Here is a 12734-nt window from a genome sequence, read left to right on the forward strand (position 1 = left end):
GGGGCCTGCTGGGCCCGGTGTCGTCGAGGCACACCGCCGAAGCGGCATCGGACCTGCGACAAAAGGGTCGGCACAACTCTACCGCTGACCGATCCCGCGCGCCCGCGCCGCCATAGAAGGAGCCTTTCCGCGTGGCCGATAACGACAACCAGGAGAGCTACAGCGCCAGCTCCATGCGCGCGCTGGAGGGCCTCGAGGCGGTACGCAAGCGTCCCGGCATGTACATCGGATCCACCGGTGAGCGCGGTCTCCACCACATGATCCAAGAGGTTGTGGACAACTCTGTGGACGAGGCCATGGCCGGCTATTGCGACCGCGTAGAGGTGGTGCTTCTCGCCGACGGCGGCGTACGGGTTGTGGACAACGGCCGCGGCATCCCGGTCGACGTGAACCCGGTGCAGAAGAAGACCGGTGTCGAGATGGCGCTCACCATGCTGCACGCCGGCGGCAAGTTCGACGGCAAGGCATATGCGGTGTCCGGCGGTCTGCACGGCGTCGGCGTCTCGGTGGTCAACGCGCTGTCGACGCGGCTCGAGGCGCTGATCAAGAAGGACGGCTACACCTGGTTCCAGCCGTACGCGGAGCACAAGCCGACCGCGCCGCTGGTCAAAGGCGAGCCGACCGAGGAGCAGGGCACCACGATCACCTTCTGGGCCGACCCGTCGATCTTCGAGACCGTCGAGTACAGCTTCGAGACGATCTCCCGCCGGCTGCAGGAGATGGCCTTCCTCAACCGCGGCCTGACGATGGTGCTGCGCGACGAGCGGCCCGAGCACTACAACGAAAACAACGAGCCCAACGTCGTCACCTACCACTACCCCGGTGGCATCGAGGACTACGTGCGCTTCCTCAACCGGACGAAGTCGGCGATCCATCAGTCGGTGATCGCGTACGGCGGCAAGGCCGAGGGTCTCCAGCTCGAGGTCGCGATGCAGTGGAACGAGGGCTACTCCGAGTCCCTGCACACCTTCGCCAACACCATCAACACGCAGGAAGGCGGCACCCACGAAGAGGGGTTCCGTGCCGCACTCACCAGCGTGGTCAACCGCTACGCGCGCGACAAGAAGCTGCTCAAGGAAAAGGACGACAACCTCACCGGCGACGACATCCGCGAGGGTCTCGCGGCGATCGTCTCGGTGCTGATCGCCGAGCCGCAGTTCGAGGGCCAGACCAAGACCAAGCTCGGCAACACCGAGGTCAAGTCGTTCGTCCAGAAGACCACCAACGAGTGGCTGGCCGACTGGCTGGAGCGCAACCCGGCCGAGGCGAAGACGATCATCACCAAGTCGATCTCGTCGGCGCAGGCCCGGATCGCCGCGCGCAAGGCCCGCGAGCTCGTACGCCGCAAAGGCGCGCTGGAAATCGGTGGCCTGCCGGGAAAACTCGCCGACTGCCGGTCCACCGACCCGAGCCGTTCCGAGCTCTACATCGTCGAGGGTGACTCGGCCGGCGGCTCGGCCAAGTCCGGCCGCGACTCGATGTTCCAGGCGATCCTGCCGATCCGCGGCAAGATCATCAACGTGGAGAAGGCGCGGATCGACCGCGTACTGAAAAACACCGAGGTCCAGTCGCTGATCACCGCGCTCGGCACCGGCATCCACGAGGACTTCGACCTCACCAAGCTGCGCTATCACAAGATCGTGCTGATGGCCGACGCCGACGTGGACGGCCAGCACATCCGTACGCTGCTGCTGACCCTGCTGTTCCGGTTCATGCGGCCGCTGGTCGAGGAGGGCCACGTCTTCCTCGCCTGTCCGCCGCTCTACAAGCTGAAGTGGCAGCGCAGCGAGCCGCAATACGTCTACTCCGACCGTGAGCGCGACGCGATGATCGCCGCCGGCATCGAGGCGGGCCGCAAGCTGCCGAAGGACGACGGCGTACAGCGCTACAAGGGCCTCGGCGAGATGAACGCCAAGGAGCTGTGGGAGACCACCATGGATCCGGCCAACCGGCTGTTGCTCCAGGTGACGCTCGACGACGCGGCCACCGCCGACCAGCTGTTCAGCATCCTGATGGGTGAGGACGTGGAGTCGCGCCGGCACTTCATCACCCGGAATGCGCGCGATGTCCGCTTTCTGGATGTTTAGGAATATTGTGGCTTTCCTCACGGACCTCCGGCAGATTATCCACAGTTTCCACAGGATTACCCACAGTGGAAGGCAGCTTTTCCTCGCATGATCGGCAAATCCGCGCCGCATAGAAGTGATCTCGCGCACATCAGGAAGGCCGCACGATGACCGAAACCCCGACCACGCCGCCAGGGCCCGCCGGGCCGCCGGCCGGCGATCGGATCGAGCTCGTCGACATCCAGCAGGAGATGCAGCGCAGCTACATCGACTACGCGATGTCGGTCATCGTCGGCCGCGCGCTGCCGGACGTACGCGACGGCCTCAAGCCGGTGCACCGCAAGATCCTCTACGCGATGTACGACGGCGGCTACCGGCCCGACCGCGGCTATTCCAAGTGCTCTCGGGTCGTCGGCGACGTGATGGGCCAGTATCACCCGCACGGTGACTCGGCGATCTACGACGCGCTCGTACGCATGGCGCAGCCGTGGTCGCTGCGCTATCCGCTGATCGACGGCCAGGGCAACTTCGGCTCGCAGGGCAACGACCCGCCGGCCGCCATGCGTTACACCGAGTGCCGGATGGACCCGCTGGCGATGGAGCTGCTGCGGGACATCGACGAGGACACCGTCGACTTCGGCCCCAACTACGACGGCCGCTCCCAGGAGCCGTCGATCCTGCCGGCGCGGTTCCCCAACCTGCTGGTCAACGGCTCCTCCGGCATCGCGGTCGGCATGGCCACCAACATGCCGCCGCACAACCTGCGCGAGGTCGCCGACGGAGTGCAGTGGGCCCTGGACAACCCGGAGGCCTCCAGCGAGGAGACCCTGGCCCAGCTGATGCTGCGGATCAAGGGACCCGACTTCCCCACCTCCGGCCTGATCGTCGGCACCAACGGCATCGCAGAGGCATATCGCACCGGCCGCGGCTCGGTCCGGATGCGCGCGGTCATCGAGGCCGAGGAGGACTCGCGCGGCCGGCAGATCCTGGTCGTCACCGAGCTGCCATACCAGGTCAACATCGACAACCTGATCGAAAACATCGCCAGCCTGGTGAAGGACGGCCGGCTGGCCGGCATCGCGGACATCGCCAACGAGTCCAGCGACCGGATCGGCATGCGGATCGTGATCACGCTCAAGCGTGACGCGGTCGCCAAGGTCGTGCTGAACAACCTCTACAAGCACACGCAGCTGCAATACAGCTTCGGTGTCAACAACCTGGCGATCGTCGACGGCGTGCCGCGTACGCTCCGGCTCGACGAGCTGGTCCGGCTGTGGATCACCCACCAGGTCGAGGTCATCGTCCGGCGTACCCGCTTCCGGCTGCGCAAGAAGGAAGAGCGCGCCCACATCCTGCGCGGCTATCTGAAGGCGCTGGACGCGCTGGACGAGGTGATCGCGCTGATCCGCGCGTCCGCGACGGTCGACGACGCGCGTACCGGCCTGATGCAGCTGCTGGACATCGACGAGATCCAGGCGACCGCGATCCTGGACATGCAGCTGCGCCGCCTGGCCGCCCTCGAGCGGCAGAAGATCACCGAAGAGTACGAGCAGATCATGATCGAGATCGCCGAGCTCGAGGCGATCCTGGCCAGCGACGAGCGGCAGCGGCAGATCATCGGCGAGGAGCTCGCCGAGATCGTGGAGCGCAACGGCGACGACCGGCGCACCAAGATCATCCCGTTCGACGGCGAGTCGTCGATCGAGGACCTGATCCCGGAAGAGGACGTCGTCGTCACCATCACCCAGACCGGCTATGCCAAGCGGACCAAGGTCGACCTCTACCGGTCGCAGCGCCGCGGCGGCAAGGGTGTGAAGGGCGCGCAGCTCAAGCAGGACGACATCGTCAGCCACTTCTTCGTCGGCTCGACCCACCACTGGATCCTGTTCTTCACCAACAAGGGCCGGGTCTATCGCGCGAAGGCGTACGAGCTGCCGGAGGCCAACCGCGACGCGCGCGGCCAGCATGTGGCCAACATGCTCGCCTTCCAGCAGGACGAGCACATCGCGTCCGTCATGCAGATCAAGGACTACGCGGTCGCGCCTTACCTCGTACTGGCCACCAAGCGCGGCCTGGTGAAGAAGAGCGAGCTGGCCCTGTTCGACTCGGCTCGGCAGGGAGGACTCATCGCGATCAATCTCCGGGAGGACGACGAGCTGGTCAGCGCCGCTCTAATCTCGGAGACGGACGATCTGCTGTTGACCAGTCGGCAGGGCCAGTCAAACCGGTTCCGCGCCTCCGACGAGTCGCTTCGTCCGATGGGCCGGGCCACCTCCGGTGTGATCGGCATGCGGTTCGACGAGGCCGACGAGCTGCTGTCCATGGAGGTGGTGAGCGAAGGCATGGAGCTGCTGATCGCGACCGCCTCCGGCTATGCCAAGCGGACGCCGGTGGAGGAATATCCGACCCACAACCGCGGTGGCAAGGGCGTGCGCACGTTCGAGTATGACGAACGTCGCGGCAACCTGGTGGCCGCTCTGGCCGTCCATATTGATGACGAGATCTTCGCCATCACCTCTGTCGGTGGGGTCATCAGGACTCCGGTCGAGCCTGTACGGTCGTCAAAGCGGCAGACTAAAGGTGTCAAGCTGATGGATCTGCCGGACGGAGTGACTTTGCTCGCGGTCGCGCGTAATGCCGACGAGGCCGACGAGTCGGACACTCAGGATGGTCAGCAGGCCACCGCTGCGTCTGACGCAGAGGCGGACGTACGGCCTGATGAACAGCCGGATGCGCAGCAGCCGGATGGACCGCAGGATGGACAGGACGGGTGAGACGATGAGCGACGGAACCCCGAGCGGCGGCGGCCAGCCGGTCGTCGGCAGGGCTGCCGTCGGCCAGGCCGGTGCCGCCGGCTCTGACGACAACGTGGACGAGACCGCCAGCACCGCTCCGACCAGCGGCAACGGCGCGGCGCCGAGCAGCGGCGGGCCGTCGGTGGACAGCGGCTCCTCGTCGGCGGCCTCCGGCCGCGCGTCCGTGCCTCCGTCCACGGCGACCCAGACCATCAACGTGCCGTCCGCCTTCGGTGGCAACGGCACGCCCGGTTCGTCCAGCAGCTATCTCGGCGAGTCGTCCTCCGACTCGTCCTTCGGCTCCAGCTCCAGCTCCAGCTTCGACTCCGGTTACGGCTCGAGCTATGACGACAGCTCGTCGGCGCCGAGCTCCGGCGCCGGCCGCTACGGCGTCAGCGAGCCGGGCGCTCCGTCTTACGGCATCCCGCCGGGCACCGGCTCCACCATCGGCACCAGCTACGGCTCAGGTGCGGGGCCGGAGTCCAGCTCCGTCGGCACCGCGACCGGCACCGCGACCGTCGGTGGCTCCGGCGGCGCGCTCGGCTCGGTCGGCCGTGCCGTACGCAGTGCCAAGAGCACCATGCAGGCGGCCGCCGCTCGCGGCCCGCGGCGTGCCCGGCTGCAGCTGCGCCGGATCGACCCGTGGTCGGTGCTGAAGTTCTCACTGGCCGTCTCCGCCGTGCTGCTGATCGTCTTCGTGGTCGCGACCACAGCGATCTACGTGGCGTTGTGGAGCATGGGAGTCTTCGATGACGTGAACAACACGATCAAGACGTTCACCTCCGACAGCTCCGGCACCGGCGGATTCGCCATCAGCCCGCAGCTGGTGATCGGCGGCGCCGCGGTGATCGGCCTGATCAACGTCGTACTCTTCTCGGCGCTGGCGACCATCGGTTCGTTCATCTACAACGTGTGCGCGGACCTGGTCGGGGGCATCGAGATCACCCTGGCGGAGCGTGACTGAGGTTGCCGCGCTCACACAAGGGGATACTGCTTTGAGGCGGCCGCGACGCGTACGGTAGTGTCGTTTCTCGTGCCCGCGGGGCTATAGCTCAGTCGGTTAGAGCGCATCGCTGATAACGATGAGGTCGCTGGTTCGATTCCAGCTAGCCCCACTCCGCACTGCCCGTGAAAGGGGTAACACGGTGAAGAAGGTTCTGATCATCCTGGGTCTGCTGCTCGTGGGTGCCTTCATCGCGAAGAAGATCAAGGACGCCAACGACGAGCGCGACCTGTGGCACGAGGCCACCACGGCCCCGGAGACCGACCTCAGCTAGGGCGTCGTCGACCAGGCGGCCCGAAGCCGGGCCGCCCCTTCGGCGTACCGGGACCCGGGGATGTAGCTCAACTGGCAGAGCACTGCCTTTGCAAGGCAGGGGTTAGGGGTTCAAGTCCCCTCATCTCCACCACACACGAAAGCCCAGGTGAACGAGCCTTTCGCTCGCTTCCTGGGCTTTCGTGCTAGCTGGCGATGGCGCCTTGCGTGCCCTCCGCGTGCCCCTCAGGTTCGGGAGGCTCCGTACGGACCTGCCGTGCCCCTTCGGCGTTCGCGCTGATGGCCTTGGCGATTTCGCGGTCCCGCTCGCGGGAGCTGTGCTGGTAGATGATCGCCGCGCGCATCGAAGCGTGGCCCATGCGAGCCATCAGTTCCTTGGTGGACGCGCCAGCCTTGGCGGCCAGGTCGTTGCCGGTGTGCCGCAGGTCGTGAAAGTGGACATCCTGGTGCCGGATCTTCGAGTCCTCTACTGCCTTGCGCCAGATCCGCCGGAAGTTGTGGCGCTGGAGTCGACCGCCGCGTGGACCGATGAACACGAAGCCGTCCGAGGCAGGATCGGCGTACTCGTCCAGGTGATGTTTGAGTACGGCCTTGATCAGGTCGGGAATCGAAACGTCACGCTTGCCTGCCTCCGACTTCGGCGCCTTGATGATCTTCTTGCCGTTCTGTAGCTCGGCCTGTGCTTCCCGTACCGCTACGTCGAGCGTTTCGAGGTCGACGCGGTTACGGCGTAGCGCCGCCAGCTCGCCGAACCGGAGACTCGTGAACGCCGCAAGGAGAACGAGTGCGCGGTATCGCTTGGGGATGGCGTCCGCGACCGCGAAGACCTCCGGAACCGTGAGGACCGTACGCTCAGCCGAGCCGTCTTTGCCGGCACCCTTGATGCGGCACGGGTTCCGGCGGATCAGGCCATCATCGACGGCTGTCTCCATGATGGCGTGGAGCAGCCGATACGCCTTGGCGATGCTGGGCTGTCCGACGCCGTGATCTTGGCGGTTCTTGCGCCACGACCGGACCTGCTGCTCTTTGATCTTGTCCAGCGATCGAGTGCCGAGAACCGGCGAGATGTGTCCCTTGAACGCATTGAGGTAGCGCTCGCGCGAAGTCTCCTCAAGCTTGCGCTCTTCGATCCAGCGCATGCCGAACTCATCGAGCGTGACGGCCGCTTTCGTCGGGTCGATCCACTCGTCCCGCAGAATCTCGGCGCGCTTGCTGACCAGCCACTCGGCAGCGTCCCTCTTGCGGCTGAACGTGTCGGGTGCGGGCCGGAGTACGTCATCCGGGCCGGGATAGCGCGCCTGCCACCGGCCGGACGGCAGTTGGCGGACTCGGCCCCAGTCGCGGCGGCCGGCCATCAGGCGGCCCGACCGTACGAGTGCGGCTCGACGCGGCCAGCATTCATGAATGCGTCGACATCAGCGACGGCCAGGCGCACGTGCCGGCCGAATCGGTGAAAGGCAATGCGCCGCTCCTCGACCAACCGCCGTACGAAGCGCACCGGGACGTTCATCTGTTCGGCCGTTTCCTCGACCGTGAGGTATGTAGTGCTCATCGTTGGTACCTCGCTTTCTGCTGGTCAGGCCGCTTCAGCGGCAGTGTTGATCTTGGTTGCGGAATTACTGTGGGCCAGCCGTTCGCGTGCCCGTTCGTATTGCTCGCGCCATTGCTGGCGTTGGGTGATGAGCTGGGAAAGTACGGTCACGACCGGCACCGGGTCGTCGTTGGGCCGTACTGGTTCCCAGATCCAGCGGGGGCGGCCGTTGGCGTCGAGCTCGTCGCGGGTGGCGCCTTCTGGCAGGTCGATGCCGGCCGCTTCGAGGACCAGGCGCACGACCTCTTTCCGGTCGGCGCGGTGCTGGTCGAGCGTTTTGCCGGTCCACTTGCGGGAGACCAGGACGCGGCGGCCGCCGAGGCCGAGGGTGTGCCGCTTGTGCGCCTTACGCGGGCAGCAACCCGGCCGCATGCCGGCGTGTGCGTCTTTGGGCTGGACGCCGTACCGGAGCCAGTTCGCGCACTCCGGCGAGCAAGGCAGCAGCCGGACCTGTTCGTGCAGTCGGCTGATGTGCGACTGCTGTGCGGCGCTGGGTTCGTCCGAGCCCGTACCGGCGGTAGCGCCGGCGGATATGGACTTGGTGAGGTATTTGCACAGGTAACCGATGGCACGGTCGGACTTGGGTCCACCGATCAGGCCCTGAACGTCAGTCTGCGTACCGAAAGTCAGCACGTGCGCCGGTTCGGCGTGCTCGTCGGCGTCGATCCGGTCCAGCGCGGCATCCCAGGTGACCAGCTCGTCCCCGGTGTCGGGGTCGACGTAGGTGCCGCCGCCGTCGCGGTAGGGTCGCCAGACCGGCAGCCGCGTCGTATAGACGGGCTTTTCGTGACTAGGCCACCAAAGTTGAAAGTAGGTCGCGGCCACCACTTCCCGCATGACCGCTCGCGGGAAGGTGCCCCGCATGGCCACGTGCAGGTGAGGGGCCAGTCGTCGTTGTGGTTCGACGGCGGCGAAGTACTGGACGTTGTAGCCGACGCAGCGGCGCATGTTCTGCACCAGCCGGTCCCAGAGTTTGGAGAAATGCATGGCATCCAGCGCGGCCCGCCGGTAGTCGTAGGTGGACGGGTCGACCGGGGTGCCGTCCGGCCGCACTTTGCCGTAGCTCGGCAGCGTCACCGTCAGGAACGTCGACGGGCGGTAAACGGTGCCGTCGTTGCCGACGAAGGACCGGCCGACCGTGGTCTTGGCCATCGGCAGACGCGGCAGGTCCGGCATGTCTTGCCGGCGACGGGTGGAGCGGGACCGTACCGACCCCTCCTCCTCGGTACGGGCACCCTCCTCCCCGTCGCCGGAAACCTCGTCCTCCGCCTGGTCCAACTCGTTGCCACCACCGGCCAGCTCGTCCGCCTGGTCCAGCTCGTCGGCCTGGTCGTCGCCGGGGTCCGCGTCCAGGTGCCAACCCTCGCGGCACTGCTGAATCCGCAGCCGCCGAGCCCGGTCCGCGCACGGTGGGCATTTGCTGTCCAGCGTGGCGCCGCAGGGAATCGGCACGATCCGGGACTCACCCGTCGTGGAGTCGGTGAGCCGTTGCAGGACGGGCCGCACGCACACGCCGGTCGAGATGGCGACATCGCGCAGAGCTTCAGTGGTCATCAGCTCTGCGGGGATGCTCAGGACACCCACGACGGGTCACCTCCCGGAGTCGGCGTGGTGGTGGGGCGGGTGGCGAGTTCGCTGGCGACGTGCGCCGCGTACGCATCCGGCCGGCAGTGCGGGCACGGGCCGAGGTTGGCCAGGTCGCCGAAGTCCAGGCAGGTCCAGCACTCGGGCATATGAATGTGGTTCATTGCGGGTGCCTCCGAGGCCGCTGGCTCTCGTCCGGGTAGCCGTCCGGTGAGGTGTCCAGCAGCGGAATCACGTCGAGGTAGATGGTGAAGCGGTGCACGCCGCCGGGACCGGCACCTTGGTGCGGCTCCGATTTTTCGCTGATGTGAAACAGAAGCCGTACGGTTTGCAGCGCCACAGCGAGTTCGCGGTGGGTCCCGATCAGCGTCATTTTCATGGCTACGCGGCCTCCGGCCAGGTCTTCACAGGAGCAGCACCGCGACCGGCGGTGTGGAACTGCGCCATGGTGCGGATGTCGTCGTCATTCGGGTATCCGGCGCGTACTCGGACCGGTTCACGGACGCCTTCCAGCGCGACATAGCCGACGCCGGGAGTGCTCTCGGGGATCAGGTCGCAAACGGCCCCACGGTCACGTGCTCCCTTGCCGAGCACCAGATCCACCTGCTCGGCCTCAGTGAGCCGCAGCGCGATACGGGTCGGGAACAGGTCCCGGAACGGCACGGTTTCTTTGCGGGGGTCTTGTACGGCGCCGACGACCAGGACGCCGACCGCGCGGCCTTGGGACAGGATCAGCGCGAGCGCTTTGGCGATGCGTTGCTTGGCGTCTCGGTCGACGACGTAGGCGGACAGCGAGGCCAGCTCGTCAATGATGATCAGGATCAGCGGGTCATCCGGCATCGGGACGTGCAGCCGGGACACTCCGCGTAGCCGTGCCTGCCGGCGCCGCAGTTCGGCTACCGCGTCCTCTAGGAACTCGGCGTAGGCCAGTTCGTAGGACTTGCGTTTGTCGGCGTCTTTCTCGTCGTCGTCGCCGTAGCAGAACCGCTTGAACATCGCCGCGCCAAAGGCCAGTTCCATGCCGCCTTTCGGGTCGATAGCCCAAATCTCGACCGCGCCGGACCCGATAGCGGCGTCCAGGGAGCGGATGATCGACCACAGCACCGAGCCCTTACCGGCGCCGGTCGCGCCGGAGATCAGGATGTGCGTACCGATCAGCCGCAGCAGCCACAACGACCGCCCCGCCAGCCCCGTACCGACCTCGACTACATCGGGTCGGCGCAATCCCTTACGTATCAACGCTTTCACCGCGTCGACCCGCTTGGCCGGGGCGTACTGCTCGCGATGACCGATCGGCAACGCCGCCAGGTCCGGCGACGGCGGCGACGGCAGCGCCGGAATCGGAGCCGCGAGTACGTCCCGGCGAAGGAAAACGAGGGTGAGGTCTTGCGGGCTGTTGACGATGACTCGGCAGGACGCGGCTTTGAACACGTGCGCGAGTGCTTCGGCGGCGTCCTCGAAGTCTTTGGGGACTTGGCCGTAGATCATCCCGACGCGCACCAGGTCGTAGGCGTTGTCGGAGACGACCCGCCGCAGGACCGGCAGGTATTCCACTCCGGCGCAGTCGTCAGACAGGTCCGAGAGCACCATGGCCGGTTGCCAGTGCCGGCGGTAGACCAACTCGCGACGCCAGGCCGAGCGGGTGGGTACGGCGACCCAGGTCCGAAACGCCGCCGGCCAGCGCCACCGCCACGCCACGAAAGCGAGAGCCAGACCACCGAGATAGACCACGGCCGCCAGCCAGTGCACCGTACGACACAGCACCGCAGTCGTGACGATCAACGACGTCAGGAACGGATGCCGGCCCAGCAACATCAGCAGCCGGCCGACCAGGACCGCGAGCCATTGCAGCAGAACCAGCCACAGCGGCGGTTTTTCCTTGGGGATCATCACCATTTCGGGCGGGTCTTTGCGGACCGCCTTGCCGACACCGCCGATTCCACGCCCGATCATCGCGACCACCTCCGCGTACTGGTCGCGCGCAGGGTGCCGATAGCGAACAACTCGCCCTGTCCGGCGCAGGCACGGCAGTACGGCCCGACGACCTCCGGTGCCGGTCGGTAGAACTTGCCGCAGCCTTGGCAGTTGCCGGGTTTCCTATCGTTGCTGCTGCCCGTGTTTTGGGCAGACGTCTCCTGAGGCATGAATTCACATCCTTTGAGAAATAGCCCCAAAACTCCGGGGGCTGGAGGGCGGCGCCGAGCCGATGGTCCGGCGCCTGCCCTGTCAGAAGTCGTACGGTCCGTACGACAGACCCAAGCCGCGGTGAATCGCGCGCACGACCTCGGGATACTGCACGTTCAGCCGATCAAGAATCTGTTTCGTCCACCGGTCATCCTCAGACCGGACAGCCAGCGTCAGCGCGTCCAGTTCCTCGCGCACGGTCGGAGGCGGCATCTTGTTCATGCCACGTCCTCCAGATCCGGTTTCACCGCGTCGGAGTACGAGCTGAGGGCATAGTGCTTGGCCATCGCCTCGCGGAAGATGTACAGCGCGTAGTAGTCGCCGAAGACCACCTTGATGCCGTGATTGCTGTCCTCGTAGACGACTGCCGGCACGCCGAGCGATCGCAAGGCGTTGGCCAGGCGCTCAATCTCCGCCCTGCCCTCAGCGTCCGTACGGGCCGACACAACGCCACTGCCAGGATGGGGAACCGGCAGCTCCGGCACCCGCTCGCACAGGTCAGCCACGAAACGCAGGGTCGCAATCCTGCCGGCTCGTTCACTCGTGTTCATGCTCGCCCTCCCCGATAGCCGCCATCATCTGCCGTGCCCTTTCCAGGTCGACCTCGCCGTACGCGTTGCGAACTCCGGAAATCGACATGCCGGCCGCTTCAGCGATCTCGACCAACCTGTACTTGCGAGTCGTCGCCAGCTCTCGCGCGTACGCGACGAGTGCGCGTACAGTCGCGTCGGCCTCGTTCCGTGCGGCCACGAATTCCCGAATAGCGTCCAACAACGGATCAGGTCCGCGCCGCATTCTCATCGCCCCCACACCCGGCGGTTACGCCGCAGCCGGCTGCGAAGCAGACGCCTTGCCGGTCGCCTTACCGGACACGGCACGGATGCCATCGGCGTACACGGAGAACGCGACGCGCGCTTTCGGGCCACTGTCATCGATCCACGGCACGACCGACACGCCGGTCAGCTCGACCGCCGTGAACGGACCGCCGGGCAGGACCGGCTGGACCTCGGACGCGACCTTGACCTTGATCTCTCGCGAACCGTCCCGCGCCTCCGGATCGGCGTCGAAGACTGCGACCTGCCACAGCCGCATGCCGGTCGCCTTGTCCCGCTTGTGGTTGTCACCCCGCTTGACCTCGAAGTCCGTCACCGCCGAGACTCCGCCGGCCAGTACGCAGCCGTTCGGGCACAGCACCTCGAACGGGACCGCGAACCGCTGTCCAGGCTTGAAAGCCATGA

14 protein-coding genes and 2 tRNA genes are annotated in these 12734 nt (G+C 66.5%); 6 read left to right on the plus strand and 10 right to left on the minus strand.

Annotation, left to right across the window (positions count from 1 at the left end):
• The first annotated feature begins 131 nt into the window (after window positions 1-131).
• The 6 genes from gyrB (at window position 132) to GNX95_RS38320 (ending at window position 6270) form a co-directional block, all read left to right on the plus strand.
• The gene (gene gyrB / locus GNX95_RS38300; RefSeq protein WP_163512677.1) at window positions 132-2087 is read left to right on the plus strand and encodes a DNA topoisomerase (ATP-hydrolyzing) subunit B; all 1956 of its coding nucleotides are present in this window, start codon (window positions 132-134) and stop codon (window positions 2085-2087) included.
• Between the two features lie 146 nt (window positions 2088-2233).
• On the plus strand, window positions 2234-4840 hold the full coding sequence (gene gyrA, locus GNX95_RS38305; RefSeq protein WP_163512678.1) for a DNA gyrase subunit A: 2607 nt from the start codon (window positions 2234-2236) through the stop codon (window positions 4838-4840).
• A 4-nt stretch (window positions 4841-4844) separates the two neighbouring features.
• The gene (locus tag GNX95_RS42290) at window positions 4845-5825 is read left to right on the plus strand and encodes a DUF3566 domain-containing protein (RefSeq protein ID WP_187369762.1); all 981 of its coding nucleotides are present in this window, start codon (window positions 4845-4847) and stop codon (window positions 5823-5825) included.
• A gap of 77 nt (window positions 5826-5902) precedes the next feature.
• Window positions 5903-5976 (plus strand) — tRNA-Ile (locus GNX95_RS38315).
• 30 nt (window positions 5977-6006) lie between these two features.
• Window positions 6007-6138, plus strand: coding sequence for a DLW-39 family protein (locus GNX95_RS42825; protein WP_222854255.1), 132 nt, complete (start codon window positions 6007-6009; stop codon window positions 6136-6138).
• Between the two features lie 56 nt (window positions 6139-6194).
• Window positions 6195-6270, plus strand: a tRNA-Ala gene (locus tag GNX95_RS38320).
• Between the two features lie 52 nt (window positions 6271-6322).
• Here GNX95_RS38320 and GNX95_RS38325 read toward each other — a convergent pair.
• From GNX95_RS38325 to GNX95_RS38370, 10 genes are all read right to left on the minus strand, one after another.
• Window positions 6323-7492 carry a tyrosine-type recombinase/integrase gene (locus tag GNX95_RS38325; RefSeq protein ID WP_163512679.1) on the minus strand — a complete coding sequence of 390 codons (1170 nt, stop codon included), beginning with the start codon at window positions 7490-7492 and terminating at the stop codon, window positions 6323-6325.
• Complete coding sequence (locus GNX95_RS38330; protein ID WP_163512680.1) at window positions 7492-7689, minus strand: helix-turn-helix domain-containing protein; 198 nt, start codon at window positions 7687-7689, stop codon at window positions 7492-7494. The genes GNX95_RS38325 and GNX95_RS38330 overlap by 1 nt, the downstream gene beginning before the upstream one ends.
• A gap of 24 nt (window positions 7690-7713) precedes the next feature.
• Window positions 7714-9312, minus strand: coding sequence for a replication initiator (locus GNX95_RS38335; protein ID WP_222854256.1), 1599 nt, complete (start codon window positions 9310-9312; stop codon window positions 7714-7716).
• The gene (locus GNX95_RS38340; RefSeq protein WP_163512681.1) at window positions 9300-9476 is read right to left on the minus strand and encodes a hypothetical protein; all 177 of its coding nucleotides are present in this window, start codon (window positions 9474-9476) and stop codon (window positions 9300-9302) included. The genes GNX95_RS38335 and GNX95_RS38340 overlap by 13 nt, the downstream gene beginning before the upstream one ends.
• The gene (locus GNX95_RS38345; protein WP_163512682.1) at window positions 9473-9691 is read right to left on the minus strand and encodes a hypothetical protein; all 219 of its coding nucleotides are present in this window, start codon (window positions 9689-9691) and stop codon (window positions 9473-9475) included. The genes GNX95_RS38340 and GNX95_RS38345 overlap by 4 nt, the downstream gene beginning before the upstream one ends.
• A 2-nt stretch (window positions 9692-9693) precedes the next feature.
• Window positions 9694-11265, minus strand: coding sequence for an FtsK/SpoIIIE domain-containing protein (locus GNX95_RS38350; protein WP_222854257.1), 1572 nt, complete (start codon window positions 11263-11265; stop codon window positions 9694-9696).
• A 273-nt stretch (window positions 11266-11538) separates the two neighbouring features.
• Window positions 11539-11718 (minus strand): hypothetical protein, encoded by a 180-nt coding sequence (locus GNX95_RS38355; RefSeq protein ID WP_163512683.1) that lies wholly within the window; start codon window positions 11716-11718, stop codon window positions 11539-11541.
• Window positions 11715-12047 (minus strand): hypothetical protein, encoded by a 333-nt coding sequence (locus tag GNX95_RS38360; RefSeq protein ID WP_163512684.1) that lies wholly within the window; start codon window positions 12045-12047, stop codon window positions 11715-11717. Before GNX95_RS38360 ends, GNX95_RS38355 begins: the two co-directional genes overlap by 4 nt.
• Window positions 12034-12246, minus strand: a complete 213-nt coding sequence (locus GNX95_RS38365) for a hypothetical protein (protein ID WP_163512685.1) — start codon at window positions 12244-12246, stop codon at window positions 12034-12036. Before GNX95_RS38365 ends, GNX95_RS38360 begins: the two co-directional genes overlap by 14 nt.
• A gap of 69 nt (window positions 12247-12315) precedes the next feature.
• Window positions 12316-12732 (minus strand): hypothetical protein, encoded by a 417-nt coding sequence (locus GNX95_RS38370; RefSeq protein ID WP_163512686.1) that lies wholly within the window; start codon window positions 12730-12732, stop codon window positions 12316-12318.
• Window positions 12733-12734: the final 2 nt, after the last annotated feature.

This window comes from Fodinicola acaciae (assembly GCF_010993745.1).
In the GTDB taxonomy this organism is placed as follows: domain Bacteria; phylum Actinomycetota; class Actinomycetes; order Mycobacteriales; family HKI-0501; genus Fodinicola; species Fodinicola acaciae.